Below are 21,906 nucleotides of genomic sequence, written 5' to 3' on the forward strand. Positions count from 1 at the left end.
CGGTAGGGGTACCGTTTTGTTATCCGGTTTGAAGCCGTATGACCACTCCCTTTTGTGGGCAACTGTCAGGTGAATACAATCTCCATACAGACGAGCTTGGGTCTTTGCATAGTGCATGTGTTGCGGGTATTGCTACGGCACTGGGATCAAGGTGCCTTGGGGGCCTCAGCCCTGCTCGCCCTCTGTGCCGTCCAGTGGCACAGCTATGACTATCTTCATCACCTGGCCGCCAGTCTCAACCTCTACTGAGAACCCCTCCACACCCGCCATCCCATCAACACCAGCATCAATACAACCCCCGGCAGCCAGACCCAGTAGAGCTCGGAGAGGATCACCGCTTCCCCTAGAGCGGTGAGGTAGGCCTCCAGCTTGAAGGGGGCGACCCGGATCACCTGCCAGGGGGCGAAGAAGCGCTCGTCACGCCACGGCCAGAGCCAGCCAACCCCCTTGCCGCCGGTGGTGAGCGAATCGAGCAGACTGTGGGAGAGCAGCGAGACCAGCAGAAACGCCCAGACGGTGGCGGCTCTGGCCTTAAGCTGACGGTGAAATAGCATGGCCTGCGTGGGCAGGGCAAAGGCGAACAGCAGTGAGTGGGTAAAGCCGCGGTGGCCAAAGACATGGCCGTAGGCGACCCCCAGTTTGAAGGCGAGCACGTCGGCATCGGGCAGCATGGCGATGGCCACCCCCGCCAACAGCAGGCGGGGCGGGATGATCCGGCTGCCAAGCCCGAGCCCAAGGCAGAGAGGGACGGCGGTGTGAGTGACGATGGTGGGCATAGGATAAAGCTACAACTGAAAACGTGAACCTACCCTACCCCCGCTCGGTGAAGTGAACGTGAGTGCACTGCGACTCTGCAAACGAGCCCCTCACGGCCCCTCGGTCATCCCCCAGACCATCCCTCACCAACTTTTTCTCTCTAAAAAGTGAACCTCTCTACACTCTTATCTCACAACCAGCACTGAGACTATCAAAAGTGCACCATCGTACACTTTTTATTGCTGTTTGCCCTTACCATGGATTAAGGTGTAACAACCTACACTTTTTTCATGATCATGATGGCAGACGCATCGTTGCAAACCGGCCCGAAAGAACTGGATCCCGCCTCCCTGGGGCTGGCGATCCGCGAGAGACGCAAGGCCGCCAGGATGACCCAGGAGGTGACGGCCTCACTGTGCGGCATCTCCAAGAAGACCCTGATCAAGATCGAGAAGGGGGGAGATGTCTACCTCTCGACCCTGTTGCAGGTGATGAAGGCGCTGGGGCTGCGCTTGCAACTGGTGCAGGAAGTGGGCTCACAGGTAACGAGCGGCAACAGCCAACCCGAGGTCGGTGATGATGAGTGGTTCTGAGCGCCATCGGCTTGAACTTCGGCTGGGTAACCAGCTGATCGGCCATCTCGAGTATGACTCCAGCCAGGATGCGTTTCAGCTCGGCTATACACCTGAGTGGCAAGCGCGCGGATTCCCGCTCTCACCCCCACTGACGCTGGATGGCTCGGCCAGCAGTGCCCAGATCCGGGCGTATCTCGGCAACTTGCTGCCTGAAAATCGCGGGCTGGAGCAGCTGATTGAGGCGCTCTCCGTTTCGCGCAGCAATCTCTTTGCCCTGATCCACGGCATCGGTCGCGATGTCTCCGGGGCGGTCACCTTTACCCTGCCCGCAGAGCCCGACGTCCCCACCCATTTTCGCCCCATCACCCCGGAAGAGCTGTTGCTGCGCCTCGATCAGCCCGAGATCTGGCCGCTGGAAGTCTGGGATGGTCGCCCCCGCCTCTCGGTTGCGGGCGTGCAGGCCAAGCTCAACCTGCTGCGACTCGAGGGGACGCTGGGATTTGGCGAGGGCGAGCTCTGTTCCACCCACCTCCTCAAGTTCGAGCATCACCCTCATCTGGTGATCAATGAGTTCGTGACCATGCGACTGGCCGCACTGCTGGGCATGCCGGTGGCGCGGGTCGAACTGCACAGGGTCGGCCAAGGCGATAAGTCCCACCGAAGCTTGCTGGTGGAACGGTTCGATCGGCGCCTTGACGAGGATGGCTTGAGGGTGCGCCGTCGTCACATGATCGATGCCTGTCAGGGGCTGGGGTTTCCCGTCGCCCGAAAATATGAACGCAACTTCGGTGACGGGCGAGACGTGGCCCATATTCGGGAAGGGGTGAGCCTGCCACGGCTGTTCAGTCTCAGCGCACTTTGCGTCAATCCGGCGCAGGCCAGACTGGACATGCTGCAATGGCTGCTCTTCAACCTCTGCGTCAACAATCACGATGCCCACGGCAAGAACTACAGCTTCTTCGTATCAAAAGCAGGGCTGATGCCCACCCCCTGGTACGATCTGGTCAATGTGGGGCTTTACCCCGAGTTCAACCAGTATCTGGCCATGGCCATAGGCGACGAGTTTGCTCCCGAGGCGGTCAACGCATGGCAGTTGCTGGAGATGGCCGAGGCATGCGAGCTGCCCAAACGCCTGTTGCAGCAGACCTTGCACAAGATGGCCAGCGACATACTGCATCAGCTTGATGCCGCCATCGCCCTGGTTGAGACAGACAATCCCGCCGAGCTGGCTTATCTGGCACGTTACAGAGACGACGTTGAGCACCGTTGCCACCATTTTCAGGCGCAGGCGACGCTGTTGCCCGAGCTGCAACTGTAGCCGGACCTTGTCCACCTCCATGGGACGCAGCCCGGCCTTGAGCCCATGACGGGCATTGCCTACAATGACCCACTTTTTATCACACTCAGGTCTATAAAATGAGCGACAACAAACCTGCACTGCCCGACCGTCTGGCGGCCAACCCGCGCAGCCCGCACCATGTGGCAGAGTGCTTCGAGCACGAGATCGGCATTCGCGTGAACGGCAAGGAGCGCACCAATGTCGAGGAGTACTGCATCAGCGAAGGTTGGGTGAAGATCCCCTCCCCCAAGGCCAAGGATCGCTACGGCAACCCCATGCTGATCACCGTCAAGGGCACCGTCGAGGCTTTCTACGCCTAAGCGGCCCTGACCGCGCGCCCCGCCGGGCCCGCCGCCATGCTGTTCAGAACACCGGCCTTGCGCCGGTGTTCTGCTGTTGAGGGCGGCCCAGGGTGACAGGCGCCTCTCTTTCTTTGCTCTCTGTTGCCTTCCTGTTTCTTCCTTTCCCTCCCTGTCTTTCGCCTTTTCCTTTTCATCTGGGCCCTGATCCGGCTGGCGAGCCACCTTTGGCATCCAGGCAGGGCGACGCTCTTGCCATCCCTGCAGGCTTACCCAGGCCATCACCGCCCCACTCACCCTCGGGAGTGCGACTTGCCGCCCTGCCAGCGTTGCAGCGCAGCCCCCGCCAGCACCAGCAGGATGCCGAGCAGATCGCTCGCGGCCAGCCGTCCGGCCAGGGCATCGAGCAGGGCGCCCCCCGCCAGCTGGCCCGTGACGATGAGCAGGGCGCAGGCCAGGGCGCCGATCCGGCCGATGGCCCAACTGCTGATGGCGACGAACAGCGCCCCCAGCACCCCGCCGAGCAGCAGCCAGGGATCGAGCCCGGCGAGCCGCTCCCAGGGTGCCCCTTTGAGGATGAGCAGGGCGCCGAGCAGCCCGAAGCCGAGCAGGTGGTTGGCCAGCGACGCCGTCATGGCGCCCCGGGCGCTGGCGAGGCGGCCATTGAGGGTGCGCGACAGGCTCACCGCCACGCCGTTCAGTAGTCCCAGCAGGATCAATAAGGTCATGGTGTCTCTCCTAATGCAGCACGATAAGCAGGGCGCCGGCCAGCACCAGCAGGGCGGCGAGCGCGTCCTTTCCCGAGGGGCGGCGGCGAGCCAGTCCGAGCCAGCCGAGGCCATCGCACAGGGCCCCAAACAGCAGCTGGCCGAGCAGCAGCAGGGCCAGGGTGCCCGCCATGCCGAGGGGCGAGTTGAGGCACAGGGCCGCCAGCACCACGGTGAGCGCCCCCGGCAGACCGCCGAGCCAGGCCCAGGGCGGGGCCGCCTCCGGCGTCGGGGGCCTTGGGGAGAGCCACCACAGGAGCCCGGCCACCAGGCTGCCGACCCCGTGGGCCAGCCAGCTCGCGAGCCAGGGGTCGGTGGCGCGGGACAGGGCGCCGTTCTGGGCGATCATCAGCGCCAGCAGCAGGCCGGCGGCGAAGGCGGCCAGGGCACCCAGAGTCTGGCCGAGTGTCTGGCCGAGGGCGGGGCGGCCGGGGCCGCGGTCAACAAGCGGGGGGATCATGGGGTTGCTCCTTGGTTGAACTGACGAGCAGGGTAAATTGTTTTTGATTTGGGGATAATCTACCCTCCTGGAACAACATTGTGTCCATAACGAGAACAACATGAACCAGGAAGCCTTCGCCCTGCTCCCCGCCTTCGTCGCCGTGGTGGAGTCGGGCACCTTCTCCGGCGCAGCCCGTCAGCTCGGCCTCAGCAAGTCGGTGCTGAGCAAGAAGGTGAGCCAGCTCGAGCAGGCCCTCGGCTGCCAGCTCCTCTATCGCACCACCCGCTCCCTCACCCTCACCGAGGCGGGGGAGCGCTACTTCGAGACGGTGCGCCATGCAGTGCGCCTGGCCAGCGACGGGGAAGATGCCATCGGCGCCCTGCAATCGGCCCCCCGCGGCCTGCTGCGGGTGACGGTGCCCATGGTCTATGGCCGGCGCCACATCGCCCCCCTTGTCCCCGAGTTTCTCGCCCTCCACCCCGAGGTGCAGTTGCAGCTGGAGATGAGCGACGCCCGGCAGGATCTGGTGGCCGAGGGGTTCGACGTGGCGGTGCGCATCGGCGAGCTGGAGGATTCGAGCCTGGTCGCCCGCCGCCTTTCCCCCTGTCTCAGCACCCTGTGCGCCGCCCCCGCCTACCTGGCGCAGGCCGGCACGCCACGCACCCCGGCGGATCTCGAGCGCCACAACTGCCTCTTCTACTCCCTGTTTCGCGGCGGCACCCAGTGGCGGCTGCACGGGCCCGAAGGAGAGGTGGCCATCACCCCCAGGGGCAATTTCGAGGTCAACAACAGCGATGCCATCCACACCGCGCTGCTGGCGGGGCTTGGCATCGGCAACATGCCGGACTTCATCGTGGCGCGGGATCTCGCCATCGGGCGGCTGGTGCCCGTCCTGCCAGACCATGCCCTGCCCGAGCACGGCATCTGGTGCGTCTATCCCAAGCGCCGCCACCTGCCCGCCAAGGTGGCGGCCTGGCTGGCCTTCCTGCAGGAGCGCCTGGGGCTGCGCTGAGGGGGGTCATCGGGATAACCGGAACGGTTCACGTTTTTTTCATCGGGAAGGGAGTAGAGTAAGCAGCAAACCAAGCATCTGTTTTTATTGGAAAAGCATTCAGGGGACGAGCCAAGGCATCGCGCCCCGCACCCCAGAGGGAGCCCCATGATGAAGAAAACCGCGATTGCCCTGACCCTCACCAGCCTGCTGACGCTGCCGCTCGTTGTCTCATCCGATGCCTGGGCCGCCCCGGTGCGCTCCCTGCAAAAGGAGCAGAATTACGAGCAGTTCATCAGCAAGCGCCAGGTGGTGGATCAGCTGCTGGCAGACGCCGCCCGCATCTTCCACTCCCCCGCCCGGGTCTCCGATGCGGGCTTCACCGCCAAGATGCCGAGCAACATGGAGCAGGTGACCACCCTGCTGCTGGAGGCCCACCAGCTCGAGCCCTATCGCACCGATCTGCTCATCTCGGCGGCCAACGCCCAGATCTACAACGGCAACGTGGACAGAGCCATCGCCCTGTTCGAGCAGGCCCTCACCGCCGCCCCGGACGATCTGGACATCAACACCTATCTGGCCACCTGGCAGCGCTTCAAGGGCAACCAGGCCAAATCCGATGGCTACCTCAAGCGGGTCGACGAGCTCAATGCCGGTCGCGCCGCCGACTTGCAGCGACTGTTCGCCACCGTGGACAGGGTGGTCGCCACCCCCCTCAAGGAGCGTCAGGGACGGGGCGAGAAGAAGGGGCGCCGCGCCATCGTCACCCTGGGCTATGCCCTCAATCCCGATGGCTCCATGCACGACATCCTGCTGGGACGCCTCGAGACCACCCGCGCCCTGGCCCAGGCCGATCCGGCGGCCCTCGTCATCCTCACCGGCGGCGTGCCCCAGAACCGCCAGACCGAGGGCAAGCTGATGGCGGACTGGCTGGCGAAAAAGGGCATCGACCGCTCCCGTATCATCGAGGAGAACTACGCCACCAGCACGGTGGAGAACGCCCTCTACAGCGGCTATGCCCTCGCCCGCCACGAGATTGAGTTCGCCACCCTGGTGAGCTCGGCGAGCCATGTGCGCCGGGGCCAGACCCTGCTGGAAATAGCCTGTTGGCAGAGCGGCCCGGCGAACATCCGCATCGACAGCGTCGCCTACCCGGACAAGCCCCTCTCGGCCCTGGCCAAGGCAAGCCCGGAGGAGCTGCTTGGCATCTACCGGGACGCCCTGCGCACCTATGGCCTGTGGAGCTACCGCTCGGCCCCGCTGGTGGAGCGCTGATCCCCCGGCCCCGCCACCCTGGCGGGGCCTTTTCCTCTCTTCCCCCTGCCAGTCACTGCGCCCCCTGGTGGCTGGCCCCTGCACGCACCTGCAGGCCCCTTGCGCCAGCCACCCGATAGATGGCGGGTGAGCAAGCTATCCACTTTCTGGCATATCTCAATCAGATCATTGATTTACCGTTCTTTTTCTAAGAACCAAACGGCATGAGAGCACCCTTCTCGTTCCTTCGCCCCCGGGGATGTTCAGATAAAGATGTGGCTTCCAACACCCCCAACAAGGAAGTGCATTATGACAGCAAAAGGCATCTCTCTGTGGCTCGCAGCCTCCATGCTGCTCGGCCAGTCCGCCCAGGCCCTCGACGTCACCGTGGCCTACCAGACCTCCGCCGAACCCGCCAAGGTGGCCCAGGCCGACAACAGCTTCGCCAGGGAGAGCGGCGCCACCGTGGATTGGCGCAAGTTTGACAGCGGCGCCAGCGTGGTACGGGCGCTCGCCTCCGGCGACGTGCAGATAGGCAACATCGGCTCCAGCCCCCTGGCAGTGGCGGCAAGCCAGAACCTGCCCATCGAGGTGTTCCTGCTCGCCTCCAAGCTCGGGGAGTCCGAGGCCCTGGTGGTGAAGCAGGGGCTCGCAAAACCCGAGGATCTCGTGGGCAAGCGCATCGCCGTGCCCTATACCTCCACCACTCACTACAGCCTGCTGGCGGCCCTCAAGCACTGGAACGTCGACCCCGCGACGCTGCAGATCGTCAACCTGCAACCACCGGCCATCATCGCCGCCTGGCAGCGGGGCGACATCGACGGCGCCTATGTCTGGGCCCCCGCCCTCAACCAGCTCACCAAGGAGGGCAAGGTGCTGACCGACTCCGCCCAGGTGGGTGACTGGGGGGCGCCGACCCTGGACGTCTGGGTGGTGCGCAAGGACTTTGCCAAGGCCCACCCCGAAGTGGTGCAGGCCTTCGTGAACAGCACCCTGGCCGCCCAGCGTGACTACCTGGCCAACCCCGACGGCTGGCTCACCAAGCCGGACAATCTCGCCAAGCTGGCCAAGCTGAGCGGCGTTCCCGAGGCGGACGTTCCCGCGCTGGTGAAGGGCAACACCTACCTCGATGCGAAGGCCCAGAGCGCCGAGCTCGGGCGCCTGGTCAACCAGACCATCATCGACACCGCCCGCTTCCTCGAGAGCCAGGGCAAGGTCGCGAACGCCGCCTCGGACTACCGCCAGTTCGTGACCGATCGCTTCGTGAAAGCCGTGGCCCAGTAAATCCAAGGAGACGACCATGCTGCAGCTCTCTCATGTGTCCGCCGAGTACGCCGGCAGGCGGGTGCTCGACAACATCAACCTCTCCCTGTCCGAGGGGGAGCTGATGGTGGTGCTGGGGCCCTCGGGCTCCGGCAAGACGACCCTCCTCAACCTGGTGGCGGGCTTCGAGCCTTGCCACCACGGCCAGATAAGCCTTGAGGGCAAGCCGGTCACCGGCCCCGGCGCCGAGCGCGGCGTGGTGTTCCAGAGCGAGGGGCTGCTGCCCTGGCGCAACGTGCGAGACAACGTGGCACTCGGCCTGCAGCTGGCGGGTGTGCCCAGTGCCGAACGCACCGAACAGGCCCAGGCACTGCTGCGTCAGGTGGGGCTGGAGGGGGCCGGCGATCGCGCCATCTGGCAGCTCTCCGGCGGCCAGCGCCAGCGGGTCGGCATCGCCCGGGCCCTGGCCACCCAGCCCCGCCTGCTCCTGCTGGACGAGCCCTTCGGCGCCCTGGACGCCTTCACCCGGGAGCAGATGCAGACTCTGCTGCTGCGCCTGTGGCACGAGCACCGGCGTCAGGTGCTGCTCATCACCCACGACATCGAGGAGGCCATCTTCATGGCCACCGATCTGGTGCTGCTCTCCCCCTCCCCCGGGCGGGTGACGGAGCGGCTGACCCTGGATTTCGGTCGCCGCTTCGCCGCCGGGGAGCCCTGCCGCAGCATCAAGTCCGATCCGGCCTTCATCGAGCGCCGTGAATACGTGCTGGAACGGGTGTTCGCAGAGCGGGAGGCCTTTGCATGACTCTCGCCCTCGCCCGGCAACGGGATCTCACCCACACACGGGCAGCGGGCTGGCCCCTGCCCCGCCGTCTGACCCTGAGCCTCGCCACCCTGATCGTGCTGCTGGCCCTGTGGTGGCTGGTGGCCCACTTCGGCTGGGTCGACCCCCTGTTCCTGCCGCCCCCACAGCGGGTGCTGGCACAGCTCATCACCATCGCAGGCCCAACGGGCTTTATGGATGCCACCCTGTGGCAACACCTGGGGGCCAGCCTGGGGCGCATCCTGGTGGCGCTCGCTGCCGCGGCGTTCTTTGGCATCACGGTGGGCATCGCCATGGGGCTCTCCCCCACGGTGCGCGGCGTGCTGGATCCCCTCATCGAGCTCTACCGCCCGGTGCCGCCGCTCGCCTACCTGCCACTCATGGTGATCTGGTTTGGCATCGGTGAAACATCGAAGGTGCTGCTCATCTATCTGGCCATCTTCGCGCCCGTGGCCCTGGCGACCCTGGCGGGGGTGAAGAGCGCCAACGCGGTGCGAGTGCGGGCGGCCCAGGCGCTGGGCGCATCCCGGTCCCAGGTGCTCTGGCACGTGATCCTGCCCGGCGCCCTGCCGGACATCCTGACCGGACTGCGCATCGGGCTCGGGGTGGGCTGGTCCACCCTGGTGGCGGCCGAGCTTATCGCCGCCACCCGGGGGGTGGGCTTCATGGTGCAATCCGCCGGCGAGTTTCTCGCCACCGACGTGGTGCTGGCGGACATCCTGGTGATCGCCCTGATCGCCTTCGTACTGGAACTGGGCCTGCGCGCCCTGCAGCGCAGGCTCACCCCCTGGCATGGAGAAGGACAATGAGCCACAGGCTGACCGCTTTCCTTCGCCCCCCTTTCCTATTGGTATCGGGCCTTCACGCCCCCAGACATGGAGCAAGACCATGACCGACAAGTTGACCATTACCCCCCTCGGCCCCCACATCGGCGCCGTCATCGCCGGCGTCAATCTGGCCGAGCCCCTGAGCCAGGGGCAGTTCGAGCAGCTCCATCGCGCCCTGCTCAAATACCAGGTGCTGTTCTTTCGCAACCAGCCCATCACCCCGCGAGCCCAGCGGGCGCTGGCGAACCGCTTCGGGGATCTGCACATCCACCCCGTCTACCCCCACACGGAGGAGGCCGAGGAGATCATCGTGCTCGATACCCACGACGACAATCCGCCGGACAACGACAACTGGCACACCGACGTGACCTTTATCGAGACGCCCCCGGCACTGGCCATTCTGGCCGCCAAGCAGTTGCCCCCCACCGGGGGGGACACCCTCTGGGCCAGCGGCATCGCGGCGCTGGCGGCCCTCTCCCCGCCCCTGCAAACCCTGCTGGCAGGGCTGGAAGCCGAGCATGACTTCACCAAGTCCTTCCCCGCCCATCGCCATGATGACAGCGAGGAGGCGCGCCAGCGCTGGCAGGCGGCCGTGGCCCGTCACCCGCCCCTGCGCCACCCGGTGATCCGCACCCACCCGGTGAGCGGCCGTCAGGCCCTGTTCGTCAACGAGGGGTTCACCACCCGGCTGCCCGGGCTGCCCCCCAAAGAGAGCGAGGCCCTGCTCGGCTTTCTGTTCGAGCACATCACCCGCCCTGAGTTCCAGGTGCGCTGGCGCTGGCAGGAGAACGACATCGCCATCTGGGACAACAGGGTGACCCAGCACTATGCCAATGCCGACTACCTGCCGGCCCGCCGGGTGATGCACAGGGCCACCATTCTCGGGGACAAGCCCTTCTGGCGCCCGGGCTGAACGTCCCCCATGGAGAGCGACCATGAGATAACGCCCAGCAAAAAGCCCGCCGGCTGGCGGGCTTTTTCATCATCTGACGGGCCTGGGTGTCCCTATCGACCCTTGCGCTCCGGCCACCAGGGTGAAGCCCCGATGGCCGGTCTCAGCCCTTGAGCTCCAGCACGGTGGTGAAGCCTCCGAAGATCATGCGGGCGCCGTCAAACGGCATGGTCTGGTGCAGGGGATTGGCGGGGTCCATCCTGGGGTCCTGCATCATCTTGCCCATGGCGTCGTCCCGCACCGCCTTGCTCGGCCACTCCACCCAGGAGAAGACCACGGTTTCATCCTCCCTGGCCGCCACCGCCCGGTAAAAGTCGGTCTGCTTGCCGTGGGGCACGTCGTCCCCCCAGCACTCCAGCACCCGGGTGGCGCCGTATTCGAGGAAGATGGGGTCAAACTGCCCCGCATGATCGATCAGGGCCTGCTTGTTGGCCGTCGGCACGGCGAGCACGAATCCGTCCACGTATGACATCAGAGGTTCCTCCTGTGAGTGAGGATCTCAGCATAGCAGCCGCCCATCAGCCCGCGCTCTGCACCGCCCCGCGCAGCCAGCCATCACAAAGAGACCAGCCGCTCCAGATCGCTGCGGGTCAGGCGCTTGCTGTCCACCTTCACGTAGAGGGAGTGTTCCTCGCGCACCAGCAGCACGTCGCTTACCCCCTCGCAGGCGCGGATCCGCTGCTCCAGGGCCGGGGTGGCCTCGACCCCTTCCGGCAGCACGATGCGCAGGCTGCTCACATAGGGGGGCTCGGCCATGGTGAGGCTCACCCCGAGCCAGGCAAGGGCCAGGGCGGCACAACCGCCAAACACCAGGGGGCCGCCCCCCAGGCTGTAGAGCAGGCCGCCGAGACTGCCGCCGATGGCAACCCCGAGGAACTGACTGGTGGAGTAGACCCCCATGGCGGTGCCCTTGTAGCCCGGCGGGGACTCCTTGCTGATGAGGGACGGCAGCAGCGCCTCCATCACGTTGAAGCCGATGAAGAAGAGCTGCAACCCGGCGAGCAGACCCCACAGCTGCTGGCCGCTCTGCCAGAACACCAGCTCGGCGGCCAGCATCACCACCACGCACCCGATGAAAACCCGCTTCATCTGGCGGTGCTTCTCGGCATAGATGATGAAGGGCACCACGCTCACGAAGGCGATCAGCATGGTGACCAGATAGGCCTGCCACTGGCTGTCACGGGGCAGCCCGGCACGCTCCAGCAGGGGCGGCAGGGCCACGAAGCTCGACATCAGCAGGGTGTGGACGCAGAGGATGCCGAGGTTGAGCTTGAGCAGGCGAGGGTTGGTGAGCACGGTACGAAAGCTGCCTCGCACCATGGCGGACTCGCGATTTTGCAGGTGGGCCGCCGGGGTCGGCACCACCCAGAGCACCATGGCGATGGCGGCCAGGGCCAGCAGGGCGATGAGCCAGAAGAGGCCGGACAAGCCCAGGGCATGGGTGATGAGGGGGCCGGTCACCATGGCGATGGCGAAGGTGATGCCAAAGCTCACCCCGATGAAGGCCATGGCCTTGGTGCGATTCTGCTCCCGGGTGAGATCCGACAGGAGCGCCATGACGGCGGCGGAGATGGCGCCGCTCCCTTGCAGGGCGCGCCCGACGATGACCCCCCAGATGGCGTCGCTCAGGGCGGCGATGACGCTGCCAAGGGCAAACATCAGCAAGCCGCCGACGATGAGGGGCTTGCGCCCCACCTTGTCGGAGAGCAGGCCGAAGGGGATCTGGAACAGGGCCTGGGTCATGCCGTAGATGCCGATGGCAAGCCCGATGAGCGCCTCGGAGGCGCCCGCCAGGGACATGCCGTAGGTGGTCAGCACCGGCAGCACCATAAACATGCCGAGCATGCGCAGCGAGAAGACGGAGCCGAGCGCCCAGGTCGCGCGTCGCTCGCCCCTCGTCATGGTGAAATCATTCATGAGGGCCTCGATGAGTCAAAAAGAAGAGAGAAAGAAAGGGGTGACAGGCGCCCGGCCGCCCCCGAAAAATCGGCGATGCCCCTCGCAGGGCGGCGCCCATAATAGCAGAGCCGGGAAGATTCCCGGCTCTGGATTTCATGCATTTCAGGGGTGCAGTTCACACTATCAGGGCAGCATGCTCACCAGCATCGGCGCTGCGTCCGGCTGGAAGCCCACCGACATCATCACGCTCAGGCAGGTGAAGATGATGACGACGATGGAGAACATGTCAGCTCCAGCGTCAGGGCAGCATGCTCACCAATACAGGCGCTGCGTCCGGCTGGAAGTCCACCGACATCATTACGCTCAGGCAAGTAATGGTGACGATGGAGAACATGAACAGCTTGCGCGCCCAGAGGGAGTCGTCCACCGCCGCCTTGTAGCCCGACAGCGCCATCCCCAGCCACCAGACGCTCACCGCGGTGGCCACCACCAGATACCTGTACCCGGCGTAGCCGCCGAGGAACAGCATCAGGGTCGGCACCATGAACGCCAGGATGTAGAGGGTGATGTGGAGCTTGGCCACCGGGATCCCCTTCACCACCGGCAGCACCGGGATGTTGGCGGCCTGGTAGTCCTTGAAGCGGAAGATGGCGATAGCATAGGAGTGCGGCATCTGCCACAGGCTGAAGATCGCCAGCAGGATCAGGGCCCCCGAGTCGAACTGCCCGCTCACCGCGCAGTAGCCGATGACCGGCGGCGCGGCGCCGGAGAGGCTGCCGACCAGGGTGCCATAGACCGAGTGGCGCTTCATGTAGAGGCTGTAGACCCCCACATAAACCAGGAAGCCCAGCACCGCCAGCAAGGCGGCCAACGGATTGGCCGCAAAGTAGAGCAGTGCAATGCCCGCAACGCCCAGCGCCGTCGCATACCAGAGGGAGACACCGGGGGCGATGAGCCCCCGCACCAGGGCGCGGTTCTTGGTGCGCTCCATGATGCAGTCGATGTCCCGGTCGATGTAGTTGTTGAACACGCAACCGGAGGCCACCACCAGTGACACCCCCACCATGGTCAGGATGAACAGGGGCACATCCAGGCTCCCCTTCGAGGCCAGCAGGAATCCCCCGATAACCGAGATGAGGTTGCCGAAGATGATGCCCGGCTTGGTCACTTGCAGGTATTGCTTCATCATCATCAACCCGCTCAGTGAACCATCATGTTGATGTTGAGGTTGTACATGATCCACAGGGAACCCACGACCACGATGGCGATGATGAGCACGGTAAAGACCAGTGCCACCAGGTTCCAGCGCTCCTCGGAGGAGGTGTTCATGTGCAGGAAGTAGACCAGGTGTACGAAGATCTGCACCACCGCCATGGCCACCACGGTGCCGAGCACCACGGCGTGGGAGGCGGAGCCGTCCATCACCATCCAGAACGGCACGGCGGTCAGGATGAGTGACAGCACGAAACCGATCATGTAGGACTTGACGCTGCCGTGGCTGGCGCCGTGATTGTCAACGGAATGACTCATTTACATGACCCCCATCAGATAGACCACGGTGAAGACGCAGATCCATACCACGTCGAGGAAGTGCCAGAACAGGCTCAGGCACATCAGGCGAGTGCGGTTGCGCTCGGTCAGCCCCTTCTTGGTGATCGACACCATCATCACGATGATCCAGACCAGGCCGCTGGTCACGTGGATACCGTGGGTCCCCACCAGGGTGAAGAAGGCAGAGAGGAAGCCGCTGCGATCCGGGCCCGCCTCGTGCACGATCAGGTGATGGAACTCGTAGATTTCCATCGCGATGAAGCCGGCACCCAGCAGGAAGGTGACGAACAGCCAGGTGTTGACCGCCGCGACCTTGTTCTTGTTCATGGCCAGCATGCCGAACCCGAAGGTGATGGAGCTCAGCAGCAGCAGCATGGTTTCGGCGAACACGAACGGCAGTTCGAAGATGTCCTTGCCGGTGGGGCCACCGGCAGTGCCGTTGACCAGGACCGCATAGGTCGCGAACAGGGTCGCGAACAGGATGCAGTCACTCATCAGGTAGATCCAGAAACCGAATACCTTGGTGGCACCGGCATCGTGGTGCCCATCCTCATGGGCACCGTGAGAGTGATGTAGTACGTCAGTCGCCATGGAATTAAGCCACCTTGTTGATGTTGTCGAAATGCTGACCTTCGATGCGCTCGATCTCGTCAACCTGTACGTAGTAGTCCACATCGTCGTTGAAGCTGTGGATGATCCAGGTGGCGATCATGCCGATGAAGCCGGCGATGGCCATCCACCAGATGTGCCAGATCATGGCAAAGCCGAACACCACGCTGAAGGCGGCGATGATGACACCGGCACCGGAGTTCTTCGGCATGTGGATGGGGGCATACTGGGCAGGCTTCTTGTAAGCGCTGCCGTCAGCCTTGGCTTCCCAGAAGGCGTCCAGACCGGTGACCTTCGGCTCGATGGCGAAGTTGTAGAACGGCGGCGGAGAGGACGTCGCCCACTCCAGGGTACGGCCACCCCAGGGATCGCCGGTCAGGTCGCGGTTCTTCTCGCGGTCGCGGATGCTGACCACGATCTGGATGACCTGGCACAGCACGCCCAGGGCAATCAGACCGGCGCCGCAGGCGGCGACCACCAGCCAGCCGTGGAACTCGGGATCGATGTTCTGGCTGACACGACGGGTCATGCCCATGAAGCCCAGCACGTAGAGCGGCATGAAGGCCACGAAGAAGCCGGTGATCCAGCACCAGAAGGCACGCTTGCCCCAGACGTCATCCAGCTTGAAGCCGAACGCTTTCGGGAACCAGTAGGTGATACCGGCGAAGCAGCCGAACACCACGCCGCCGATGATGACGTTGTGGAAGTGGGCGATGAGGAACAGGCTGTTGTGCAGCACGAAGTTGGCGGCCGGCACGGAGAGCAGTACCCCGGTCATGCCACCCACGGTGAAGGTGATGATGAAACCGACGGTCCACAGCATGGGCGAGGTGAACTCGATGCGACCGCGGTACATGGTGAACAGCCAGTTGAAGATCTTCACCCCGGTCGGGATGGAGATGATCATGGTGGTGATGCCGAAGAAGGCATTCACGTTGGCGCCGGACCCCATGGTGAAGAAGTGGTGCAGCCAGACGATGAACGACAGCACGGTGATCGCCACGGTTGCCCACACCAGGGAGGTGTAACCAAACAGCTTCTTCTTGCAGAAGGTCGCCACCACTTCGGAGAAGATCCCGAACACCGGCAGCACCAGGATGTACACCTCGGGGTGACCCCAGGCCCAGATCAGGTTGATGTACATCATCATGTTGCCACCCATGTCATTGGTAAAGAAATGGGTACCCAGGTAGCGGTCTGCGGTGAGCAGGGCGATGGTGACGGTCAGGATCGGGAAGGAGGCGATGATCAGGATGTTGGCACACAGGGCGGTCCAGGTGAAGACCGGCAGGCGCATCATGGTCATGCCAGGGGCACGCATGCGGATGATGGTGGCGAAGAAGTTCACGCCGGTCAGCAGGGTCCCCAGACCCGAAATCTGCAGACTCCATATCCAGTAATCGACCCCGACCCCGGGACTGAACTCCAGCCCCGACAAGGGCGGATAGGCCAGCCAGCCGGTCTGGGCGAATTCACCGACCCCGAGGGAGACGTTGATCAGCACCACGGCCGCGGCGGTGAACCAGAAGCTCAGGTTGTTCAGGAAGGGGAAGGCCACGTCACGGGCACCGATTTGCAGCGGCACCACGATGTTCATCAGACCGATCACCAGCGGCATGGCCACGAAGAAGATCATGATGACGCCGTGGGCGGTGAAAATCTGGTCGTAGTGATGGGCATTCAGGTAGCCTTCGCCACCCCCGGAGGCGATGACCTGCTGGCCACGCATCAGCACGGCGTCGGCAAAGCCACGCAGCAGCATGACCATGCCCAGAATGAGATACATGATACCGAGGCGTTTGTGGTCGACCGAGGTCAGCCACTCTTTCCACAGATATTGCCACTTGCCGTAGTAAGTGATGAGACCGGCGATGGCCAGGCCCCCCAGAATGATACCGGCTATCGTGACCATGATGATGGGTTCATGGTACGGAATAGCCTCGAGTGTCAATTTTCCAAACATCGATTATTCCTCGGATCCTGCTTTCACACTCTTGTCGGCCGACATGGCCATGTGTCCGGCATGGGCGTCATGGTTCATGGCCTGGTTCTCCATGGCGTCCTCTTGCAAGGCCTCATGGTTCATCCCTTCGTGGTCCATGGCACCCGCTTTCGGGGCGGCGTCATGGTTCATGGCCTCGTGGTTCATGCCCTCGTGATCCGCGGAGCCCGCAGCCGGGGTGGCGTGACCACCATGGGACATGCCGCCCATGAACTTGTTGATGATGTTGACGAACAGCTTGGGATCGGCGCTGGCGAAGTACTCCACCGGGTGGTTTTCGCTCTTCTTGGCCAGGGCATTGAACTCATCCATGGTGCTCAGGGCCTTGGAAGAGGCCTTCACCTTGGCTACCCAGGCGTCGAAACCGGCTTGGTCCTGGGTCGCGATGGCCTTGAACTTCATGCCGGAGAAACCGGCACCGCTGTAACCGCCGGAGATGCCCTTGTACTCGCCCGCCTCGTTGGCAATCAGGTGCAGCTTGGTCTGCATGCCGGCCATGGCGTAGATCTGGCCGCCCAGTTGCGGGATGAAGAAGGAGTTCATCACGGTGTCGGAGGTCACCCGGAAGTTGACCGGGGTGTTGACCGGGAAGGCCAGTTCGTTGACCGATGCAATGCCCAGCTCTGGATAGACGAACAACCACTTCCAGTCCAGGGAAATGACATCCACCTGAACCGGTTTGACGTCCGATTCCAGCGGCTTGTAGGGGTCGAGGGAGTGGGAAGTTTTCCAGGTGATCACCGCCAGGATGACGATGATGATGACGGGTACAGTCCAGACGACTGCCTCAATCTTGTTGGAGTGGGCCCAGTCCGGCGCATAGGTGGCACTGGTGTTGGACGCCCGGTATTTGTAGGCGAACGCCACCGCCATGACAATCACGGGCACCACCACAATCAGCATCAAACCGAGTGCGGTGAGTATCAGTGACTTCTGCTCCATACCGACCTGCCCCTTGGGGCTCATCAGTGCCATGTCGCAGCCACTCAGCAAGCTGGCGGTCGCGAGCAGCAGCAAAGCGCCCAAGCCCCTCTTCACATCAAAGAGTCTCATGCAATGTCCTCATCTTTTGAAGGCTTATTGGTATAAAAAAATGCAGCATTTTATTGCATCAGACCGGCATGTGAACAACATGAAAAATTAATCCCAAAAATGTTCAAAAGGTGATGGAAAGCGGTATCAGATGTTAATCCCTTGACAATGACCAATTTATTCAAGTTACACCGCGGCAATTCATCTTCCGTTAATCTCTCGCGCCACCAAAAGTGACCACCAATTAACCAAAAAGATCCATCTGGTCTGTTTTTAACCCACCATTGCGATCAAAAAAGAGCCATACAGCCCCTTTTCGACTCACAGGTCATTTTTCCACACCTTGATCTGGATGGGTATTTTTCGGGGAAGATTAAAAAAATAATTAATCAAACAAATGTATGATTAACTTCCCGCCCCCCGACAACGGTCGCAACCCCTGGCGCCAGAAGGCACACTTCGTAACAAAACGGGCCCTTGTGCGGGCCCGTTGACAATCGTTTTCTCTCCCTCCCTCGAGGTCCGGTGTCAGGAGTGATCGTGTTCCATCTGGGTCGCCACGGCGATCCGGTTCCAGGCGTTGATGGTGACCACCTGCATCAGGCACTGGGCCAGCAGGGTTTCCCCCAGTTGGGCCAGCGCCGCCTCATAGGTCTGCGCCGTGAGCCCCTTGTCGGCGATCAGGGTCACCTCGTCGGTCAGGGCCAGCACCGCCCGCTCCCGGGCGTCGAACAGCGGCGACTCCTGCCAGGCGGCCAGCGCCAGCAGACGCTGGGCGCTCTCCCCGTGCTTCATCGCCACGTCGGCGTGCATCTCGATGCAGTAGGCGCAACCGTTGATCATGGAGGCGCGCAACTTGATGAGCTCCTTGAGCGACAGGGGAATGTCGGTGCCCCCGAGGTAGGACTCAAGGCCCATCATGGCCGAGACGGCGGCGGGCACCTGGTTGGCGAGCTGGATACGGTGTGACATGGCAAGACTCCTGTGATGGACCCCGGATGGGGCGGTGAGCTGATTGTTCACTTTTTCATTGTTGATTAGAATATCGTCATAACCTGCAACAGTTTTGCGTTTATCGCAAAGGTGAATCCATGCTGGATCGCATCCGCATCCTGGCCCAGGTGGTGGAATCGGGCAGTTTCTCCCGTGCCGCCCGCGCCCTCAACCAGGCCCCCTCCTCCGTGACCCGTGCCATCGACGCCCTGGAGCAGCAGCTCGGGATCCCGCTCTTCAAGCGCAGCACCCGCCAACTGGTGCTGACCGAGCAGGGCGCCTATTTTCTCACCCGCTCCCTGCCCCTGCTGGAGGAGGCGGATCAGCTGGTGCAATCCCTGCAACCCCTCTCGGTGGCGCCAGAGGGGCCGCTGCGGGTCTCGGTGTTCGAGAGCTTCGGCGCGTCCTGGCTCTCTCCCCGCCTGCCCGACTTCCTCGCCCGCTACCCCGGGGTGCGCCTGGAGGTTGCGCTGGACAACCGCATGGTGGATCTCGATGCCGAGAACGTGGACGTGGCGGTGCGCATCGGCAAGCCCGCCGACAGCAGCCTGCACACTCGTCATCTGCTCACCAACCGCTCGCTGCTGGTCGCCTCCCCCGCCTATCTGGCCCGCCATGGCGAACCCGCCCATCCCGCCGAGCTGGCCCACCACAACTGCCTCATTCGCGGCCATGGGCGCCAACGCCAGCACTGGTACTTCCAGCAGGGCACGGAGCGCGAGAAGGTGGCGGTGCAGGGCAACCTTGCCTCGGTCGGGGGCACGCCCCTGCTCTGCGCCGCCCTCGCGGGGTGCGGCGTGCTGCTGCTGTCGAGCTGGATGGTGCAGCAAAGCATCGATGAGGGCACCCTGCTGCCGCTGCTGCCAGAGTGGCTCGCCTCCCCCTACGAGGATCGCCAGGACGAGATCCACGCGGTGTTTCGTGGCGGCCGCTTCCTCAAACCCCAGACCCGCGCCTTCATCGACTTTCTGGTCGAGGCGATCAGGCCCTTGCAAGGGCCGCGCTGACCGCAACAGGGCCTCCTGGCGAAACGCTGAAAACGCAGACGCCGGGCACAGGGCCCGGCGTCTGGAAATGAGGGTCGCCACGGCGACCGCTCAGCGTGATTTTCGCCCGTCAGGGCTCGGGGAGAGCCCCCGGTAATCCCCGTAGGGGAAGATGTTGCGCAGGCGCTGGGCCACGGGCTCGGGGATGGAGCGGGAGAAGACCAGCCTCACCCCGTTGCCGTCCCGCAGACCCAGGATGCGCCCGCGCACCGGCTCATGGTGCAGGATCTGGGTCGCCTGGGTCACAAAGCGCGGCGGCACCGAGCCACGCTTCACCACCACCTTGCCCGGCGCGAGCCGGACCTCGAACAGGGCGCCGCGCCCCAGCGTCATCAACCACCCGATCAGGGCTATCGCCACCAACAGAGACAACCAGGCCATTGCGTCTTCCTCCCGTCAACCCGATGTTCGCCAGTATAACCGGGGGCGCCTCACCATGACCCGGCCGCCATCACGCTTTCACTCACTGCCGGGCCTTATCGGCGCCCCTTGCCCCAGGCCACCAGGGTATCCCGATAGAGGGCGAGCAGGGCCTGATCCCGCACCGCGACCCCGACCTGCTGGGCCGGGCAGTGGGCCCACTCGTCATGGGGATGGCGGGTGTCGTCAAACTTCTGCAGGGTATGGCCGATGGCGGGCCCCTCGGTGATGACTCGCACCGGCCCCTTGCGCAGGGTGAACAGCGCAGGATCGATCACATAGGCGATGGCGGAGGGATCGTGCACATGGCACCCCGCCATGCCGATGCGCTCGGAATAGAAGCGCAGGTAGAAGCGGCTGACATCCCACAGGAAGCGGCCCGGCTCCCCCACATCGTCCCGCAGGGCATCCAGATAGTCGGCGGTGAAGATGCTCTGCTGGGTGACGTCGAGCCCGATGATCACCAGGGGCCAGGGGGCGGTGAAGACCCGGTCCGCCGCATCGGGATCGTCGTGAATATTGGCCTCGGCATAGGGGGTCACGTTGCCGCGATGGCCGTTGACGCCAAAGGCGCCGCCCATCACGACCACTTCTTTCACCAGGGCGGCTACCTCGGGGGCCGCCTCGAGCGCCAGCGCCAGGTTGGTGAGGGGCCCGATGGTCACTAGCGTGATCTCGCCGGGATGGGCCTTCACCGTCTCGACGATGTATTGCCAGGCCGGGCGGGGATCCGGGATGAGGGTCACCTCCCCCGCCTGGACGTCGCCAAAGCCGCTCGGGCCGTGCACCACCGTCGTCGGCCCCACGGGCTCGCGCAGCAACGGCGCGGCGGCGCCCCGGGCCACGTCCGCCTTCATGCCATATTTTTGTTTGAGCCAGAGGGCGTTGCGGGTGCCGTTTTCGATGGTGGCATTGCCAAACACAGTGGTGATGGCGAGCAGGTCAATGGCGGGGTGCGCCTCGGCAAACAGAATGGCCATGGCATCGTCGATGCCGGGATCGGTATCCAGAATGATCTTGTGGGTCATGGGTCCTCCGTGAAACGAGCTGCCAGTGTAGCGGGCCGTCGCCGCTTTGACAGTACCGGGATCACAACCTCGGGGCTTCCTTTGCATCAGGCATGCTGGCGGGACCACTCGCCCCTGGGGTCAGGACAGGGGTCACTAGGAAGGGGCGACCACCGCCTCCTCTCCCCTGGCGGTGCGTTTCAGTTGCCCCATGAATTGCTTGAAATGGGGGAGCAACCCCTTGAACAGCTCCTCTTTGCGATGCTGCATCATGACTTCGCCAAACAGCTTCAACCCGACGATAAACGCCTGATGTTCCTGCTCCGACATGGCCAGCTTCCCCTTGCTGAGCGCCAGGATGGCAAAGATGTCGTCGTGATTCTGGCAGTCGAACTGCAACGGGGGCACCTCGCGGTCCAGCGACTGGACCTGTACACGATAGGTGTGTGGCATCTTTCATCTCCTCTCGGGCTGGGCTTTTGCTCACATGGTTGATAAAATCAATTAAACTCTTTTAAGTTGACTTTATCAACCATGATGTTATCAAATCGCCTCTTCCGGATCCTCGATCAGTACAAAATCGCCATGACCCAGCATTTCCGGGCACAGCAGATCGCCCTTAGCCCCCTCCATTACAAGGTGCTGCAACTGATCCATGCGCTGGATCCCGCCACGCCGCAGCTCATCGCGCAGCGGTCGGGCCGCGACAAGGCGCAGGTGACGCGCCTGCTGCAGGAGATGGAGAAACAGGGGCTCATCGAGAAGCGGCCCCATCCCACTGACAGACGCAGCATCTGTCTGGCCTTGACCCCGCTGGCCTGCGAGCGGGTCAACCAGGGGGAGCAGGAGGCCGCACGGCTCGACGAACGGCTGTGTTCCCTGCTGACGCCGGCGGAGATAGCGCAGTTGCAGCAACTGCTGGACAAGATAGAAAAAGGGCTTGAGTCGACCGATTAGGGTCAGCGTCAGGGGGGCCGCTGCCTGATTTGTGGCCAACCAGCGCGGCCTGCGCTGGCGGCGCCTTGTGAGCCACTCCCGGAGATGGTATCACTGGCCCCA

General features: G+C 63.8%; 24 protein-coding genes and 2 pseudogenes. 11 read left to right on the forward strand and 15 right to left on the reverse strand.

Annotated features, from left to right (window positions below; translation table 11 throughout):
- Nucleotides 1-242: 242 nt before the first annotated feature.
- Nucleotides 243-776, reverse strand: coding sequence for a metal-dependent hydrolase (locus OKC41_RS07690; RefSeq protein WP_270671844.1), 534 nt, complete (start codon nucleotides 774-776; stop codon nucleotides 243-245).
- A 279-nt stretch (nucleotides 777-1,055) separates the two neighbouring features.
- On the opposite strand from OKC41_RS07690, the gene OKC41_RS07695 reads away from it, so the two are divergent.
- From OKC41_RS07695 to OKC41_RS07705, 3 genes are all read left to right on the forward strand, one after another.
- Nucleotides 1,056-1,349, forward strand: coding sequence for a helix-turn-helix domain-containing protein (locus tag OKC41_RS07695; protein WP_235671214.1), 294 nt, complete (start codon nucleotides 1,056-1,058; stop codon nucleotides 1,347-1,349).
- Nucleotides 1,333-2,649, forward strand: coding sequence for a HipA domain-containing protein (locus OKC41_RS07700; RefSeq protein WP_270671846.1), 1,317 nt, complete (start codon nucleotides 1,333-1,335; stop codon nucleotides 2,647-2,649). The genes OKC41_RS07695 and OKC41_RS07700 overlap by 17 nt, the downstream gene beginning before the upstream one ends.
- Before the next feature lie 98 nt (nucleotides 2,650-2,747).
- The gene (locus tag OKC41_RS07705) at nucleotides 2,748-2,990 is read left to right on the forward strand and encodes a DUF3297 family protein (RefSeq protein WP_010673692.1); all 243 of its coding nucleotides are present in this window, start codon (nucleotides 2,748-2,750) and stop codon (nucleotides 2,988-2,990) included.
- Between the two features lie 272 nt (nucleotides 2,991-3,262).
- Here OKC41_RS07705 and OKC41_RS07710 read toward each other — a convergent pair whose 3' ends face one another.
- The gene (locus OKC41_RS07710; protein ID WP_069785306.1) at nucleotides 3,263-3,697 is read right to left on the reverse strand and encodes a DMT family transporter; all 435 of its coding nucleotides are present in this window, start codon (nucleotides 3,695-3,697) and stop codon (nucleotides 3,263-3,265) included.
- 10 nt (nucleotides 3,698-3,707) lie between these two features.
- Nucleotides 3,708-4,196 carry a DMT family transporter gene (locus OKC41_RS07715; RefSeq protein ID WP_104454450.1) on the reverse strand — a complete coding sequence of 163 codons (489 nt, stop codon included), beginning with the start codon at nucleotides 4,194-4,196 and terminating at the stop codon, nucleotides 3,708-3,710.
- A gap of 100 nt (nucleotides 4,197-4,296) precedes the next feature.
- On the opposite strand from OKC41_RS07715, the gene OKC41_RS07720 reads away from it, so the two are divergent.
- The 6 genes from OKC41_RS07720 to tauD all read left to right on the forward strand — a co-directional run bounded on the left by OKC41_RS07720 (nucleotide 4,297) and on the right by tauD (nucleotide 10,249).
- Nucleotides 4,297-5,190 carry a LysR family transcriptional regulator gene (locus tag OKC41_RS07720; RefSeq protein ID WP_270671849.1) on the forward strand — a complete coding sequence of 298 codons (894 nt, stop codon included), beginning with the start codon at nucleotides 4,297-4,299 and terminating at the stop codon, nucleotides 5,188-5,190.
- Between the two features lie 150 nt (nucleotides 5,191-5,340).
- Complete coding sequence (locus tag OKC41_RS07725) at nucleotides 5,341-6,444, forward strand: YdcF family protein (RefSeq protein ID WP_270671890.1); 1,104 nt, start codon at nucleotides 5,341-5,343, stop codon at nucleotides 6,442-6,444.
- A 288-nt stretch (nucleotides 6,445-6,732) separates the two neighbouring features.
- Nucleotides 6,733-7,707, forward strand: a complete 975-nt coding sequence (tauA, locus tag OKC41_RS07730) for a taurine ABC transporter substrate-binding protein (protein ID WP_270671851.1) — start codon at nucleotides 6,733-6,735, stop codon at nucleotides 7,705-7,707.
- A gap of 16 nt (nucleotides 7,708-7,723) precedes the next feature.
- Complete coding sequence (gene tauB / locus OKC41_RS07735) at nucleotides 7,724-8,491, forward strand: taurine ABC transporter ATP-binding subunit (RefSeq protein ID WP_042014207.1); 768 nt, start codon at nucleotides 7,724-7,726, stop codon at nucleotides 8,489-8,491.
- Complete coding sequence (gene tauC / locus OKC41_RS07740; protein ID WP_270671852.1) at nucleotides 8,488-9,318, forward strand: taurine ABC transporter permease TauC; 831 nt, start codon at nucleotides 8,488-8,490, stop codon at nucleotides 9,316-9,318. Before tauB ends, tauC begins: the two co-directional genes overlap by 4 nt.
- A gap of 79 nt (nucleotides 9,319-9,397) precedes the next feature.
- Nucleotides 9,398-10,249, forward strand: coding sequence for a taurine dioxygenase (gene tauD, locus OKC41_RS07745; protein WP_043155533.1), 852 nt, complete (start codon nucleotides 9,398-9,400; stop codon nucleotides 10,247-10,249).
- 142 nt (nucleotides 10,250-10,391) lie between these two features.
- Here the strand turns inward: tauD and OKC41_RS07750 are convergent, their stop codons facing one another.
- The 9 genes and pseudogenes from OKC41_RS07750 to OKC41_RS07785 form a co-directional block, all read right to left on the reverse strand.
- Nucleotides 10,392-10,760 (reverse strand): DUF1428 domain-containing protein, encoded by a 369-nt coding sequence (locus tag OKC41_RS07750; protein WP_010673687.1) that lies wholly within the window; start codon nucleotides 10,758-10,760, stop codon nucleotides 10,392-10,394.
- A gap of 83 nt (nucleotides 10,761-10,843) precedes the next feature.
- On the reverse strand, nucleotides 10,844-12,205 hold the full coding sequence (locus tag OKC41_RS07755) for an MFS transporter (protein WP_052815585.1): 1,362 nt from the start codon (nucleotides 12,203-12,205) through the stop codon (nucleotides 10,844-10,846).
- A gap of 165 nt (nucleotides 12,206-12,370) precedes the next feature.
- Nucleotides 12,371-12,472: pseudogene (locus OKC41_RS21080) on the reverse strand (protoheme IX farnesyltransferase); the annotation flags it as partial.
- A gap of 13 nt (nucleotides 12,473-12,485) precedes the next feature.
- Nucleotides 12,486-13,379 (reverse strand): heme o synthase, encoded by an 894-nt coding sequence (gene cyoE, locus OKC41_RS07760; protein WP_270671853.1) that lies wholly within the window; start codon nucleotides 13,377-13,379, stop codon nucleotides 12,486-12,488.
- An 8-nt stretch (nucleotides 13,380-13,387) separates the two neighbouring features.
- Entirely contained in the window at nucleotides 13,388-13,717 is a 330-nt protein-coding gene (locus OKC41_RS07765; RefSeq protein WP_010673684.1) for a cytochrome o ubiquinol oxidase subunit IV, read from the reverse strand.
- Nucleotides 13,718-14,365: pseudogene (locus tag OKC41_RS07770) on the reverse strand (cytochrome o ubiquinol oxidase subunit III); the annotation flags it as partial.
- Complete coding sequence (gene cyoB, locus OKC41_RS07775; protein ID WP_041211612.1) at nucleotides 14,334-16,310, reverse strand: cytochrome o ubiquinol oxidase subunit I; 1,977 nt, start codon at nucleotides 16,308-16,310, stop codon at nucleotides 14,334-14,336. The pseudogene OKC41_RS07770 and the gene cyoB, both read right to left, overlap by 32 nt.
- A gap of 3 nt (nucleotides 16,311-16,313) precedes the next feature.
- Complete coding sequence (gene cyoA, locus OKC41_RS07780; RefSeq protein ID WP_201893534.1) at nucleotides 16,314-17,402, reverse strand: cytochrome o ubiquinol oxidase subunit II; 1,089 nt, start codon at nucleotides 17,400-17,402, stop codon at nucleotides 16,314-16,316.
- A gap of 507 nt (nucleotides 17,403-17,909) precedes the next feature.
- Nucleotides 17,910-18,353: a carboxymuconolactone decarboxylase family protein gene (locus OKC41_RS07785; protein ID WP_201893533.1), complete on the reverse strand. Its 444-nt coding sequence runs from the start codon at nucleotides 18,351-18,353 to the stop codon at nucleotides 17,910-17,912.
- Between the two features lie 119 nt (nucleotides 18,354-18,472).
- Here OKC41_RS07785 and OKC41_RS07790 point away from each other — a divergent pair, with 119 nt between their 5' ends.
- Entirely contained in the window at nucleotides 18,473-19,381 is a 909-nt protein-coding gene (locus OKC41_RS07790; protein WP_048208026.1) for a LysR family transcriptional regulator, read from the forward strand.
- Between the two features lie 90 nt (nucleotides 19,382-19,471).
- Here the strand turns inward: OKC41_RS07790 and OKC41_RS07795 are convergent, their stop codons facing one another.
- The 3 genes from OKC41_RS07795 to OKC41_RS07805 all read right to left on the reverse strand — a co-directional run bounded on the left by OKC41_RS07795 (nucleotide 19,472) and on the right by OKC41_RS07805 (nucleotide 21,300).
- A complete protein-coding gene (locus OKC41_RS07795) occupies nucleotides 19,472-19,801 on the reverse strand; it encodes a DUF3634 family protein (RefSeq protein WP_039039207.1) in 330 nt (109 codons plus the stop codon).
- A 95-nt stretch (nucleotides 19,802-19,896) separates the two neighbouring features.
- Nucleotides 19,897-20,868 (reverse strand): nucleoside hydrolase, encoded by a 972-nt coding sequence (locus OKC41_RS07800; protein ID WP_219595946.1) that lies wholly within the window; start codon nucleotides 20,866-20,868, stop codon nucleotides 19,897-19,899.
- Between the two features lie 135 nt (nucleotides 20,869-21,003).
- On the reverse strand, nucleotides 21,004-21,300 hold the full coding sequence (locus tag OKC41_RS07805; RefSeq protein ID WP_219595947.1) for a DUF3861 domain-containing protein: 297 nt from the start codon (nucleotides 21,298-21,300) through the stop codon (nucleotides 21,004-21,006).
- A gap of 81 nt (nucleotides 21,301-21,381) precedes the next feature.
- On the opposite strand from OKC41_RS07805, the gene OKC41_RS07810 reads away from it, so the two are divergent.
- On the forward strand, nucleotides 21,382-21,804 hold the full coding sequence (locus OKC41_RS07810; RefSeq protein ID WP_219595948.1) for a MarR family winged helix-turn-helix transcriptional regulator: 423 nt from the start codon (nucleotides 21,382-21,384) through the stop codon (nucleotides 21,802-21,804).
- Nucleotides 21,805-21,906 lie beyond the last annotated feature (102 nt).

The sequence above is a fragment of the Aeromonas sp. QDB17 genome (assembly GCF_027705305.1).
Taxonomy (GTDB): Bacteria; Pseudomonadota; Gammaproteobacteria; order Enterobacterales; family Aeromonadaceae; genus Aeromonas; species Aeromonas caviae.

Coding starts and splice junctions, on each gene's coding strand:
- OKC41_RS07690 (WP_270671844.1), bottom strand. CDS start 776: ATGCCCACCATCGTCACTCACACCGCCGTCCCTCTCTGCCTTGGGCTC.
- OKC41_RS07695 (WP_235671214.1), top strand. CDS start 1,056: ATGGCAGACGCATCGTTGCAAACCGGCCCGAAAGAACTGGATCCCGCC.
- OKC41_RS07700 (WP_270671846.1), top strand. CDS start 1,333: ATGATGAGTGGTTCTGAGCGCCATCGGCTTGAACTTCGGCTGGGTAAC.
- OKC41_RS07705 (WP_010673692.1), top strand. CDS start 2,748: ATGAGCGACAACAAACCTGCACTGCCCGACCGTCTGGCGGCCAACCCG.
- OKC41_RS07710 (WP_069785306.1), bottom strand. CDS start 3,697: ATGACCTTATTGATCCTGCTGGGACTACTGAACGGCGTGGCGGTGAGC.
- OKC41_RS07715 (WP_104454450.1), bottom strand. CDS start 4,196: ATGATCCCCCCGCTTGTTGACCGCGGCCCCGGCCGCCCCGCCCTCGGC.
- OKC41_RS07720 (WP_270671849.1), top strand. CDS start 4,297: ATGAACCAGGAAGCCTTCGCCCTGCTCCCCGCCTTCGTCGCCGTGGTG.
- OKC41_RS07725 (WP_270671890.1), top strand. CDS start 5,341: ATGAAGAAAACCGCGATTGCCCTGACCCTCACCAGCCTGCTGACGCTG.
- tauA (WP_270671851.1), top strand. CDS start 6,733: ATGACAGCAAAAGGCATCTCTCTGTGGCTCGCAGCCTCCATGCTGCTC.
- tauB (WP_042014207.1), top strand. CDS start 7,724: ATGCTGCAGCTCTCTCATGTGTCCGCCGAGTACGCCGGCAGGCGGGTG.
- tauC (WP_270671852.1), top strand. CDS start 8,488: ATGACTCTCGCCCTCGCCCGGCAACGGGATCTCACCCACACACGGGCA.
- tauD (WP_043155533.1), top strand. CDS start 9,398: ATGACCGACAAGTTGACCATTACCCCCCTCGGCCCCCACATCGGCGCC.
- OKC41_RS07750 (WP_010673687.1), bottom strand. CDS start 10,760: ATGTCATACGTGGACGGATTCGTGCTCGCCGTGCCGACGGCCAACAAG.
- OKC41_RS07755 (WP_052815585.1), bottom strand. CDS start 12,205: ATGAATGATTTCACCATGACGAGGGGCGAGCGACGCGCGACCTGGGCG.
- cyoE (WP_270671853.1), bottom strand. CDS start 13,379: ATGATGATGAAGCAATACCTGCAAGTGACCAAGCCGGGCATCATCTTC.
- OKC41_RS07765 (WP_010673684.1), bottom strand. CDS start 13,717: ATGAGTCATTCCGTTGACAATCACGGCGCCAGCCACGGCAGCGTCAAG.
- cyoB (WP_041211612.1), bottom strand. CDS start 16,310: ATGTTTGGAAAATTGACACTCGAGGCTATTCCGTACCATGAACCCATC.
- cyoA (WP_201893534.1), bottom strand. CDS start 17,402: ATGAGACTCTTTGATGTGAAGAGGGGCTTGGGCGCTTTGCTGCTGCTC.
- OKC41_RS07785 (WP_201893533.1), bottom strand. CDS start 18,353: ATGTCACACCGTATCCAGCTCGCCAACCAGGTGCCCGCCGCCGTCTCG.
- OKC41_RS07790 (WP_048208026.1), top strand. CDS start 18,473: ATGCTGGATCGCATCCGCATCCTGGCCCAGGTGGTGGAATCGGGCAGT.
- OKC41_RS07795 (WP_039039207.1), bottom strand. CDS start 19,801: ATGGCCTGGTTGTCTCTGTTGGTGGCGATAGCCCTGATCGGGTGGTTG.
- OKC41_RS07800 (WP_219595946.1), bottom strand. CDS start 20,868: ATGACCCACAAGATCATTCTGGATACCGATCCCGGCATCGACGATGCC.
- OKC41_RS07805 (WP_219595947.1), bottom strand. CDS start 21,300: ATGCCACACACCTATCGTGTACAGGTCCAGTCGCTGGACCGCGAGGTG.
- OKC41_RS07810 (WP_219595948.1), top strand. CDS start 21,382: ATGATGTTATCAAATCGCCTCTTCCGGATCCTCGATCAGTACAAAATC.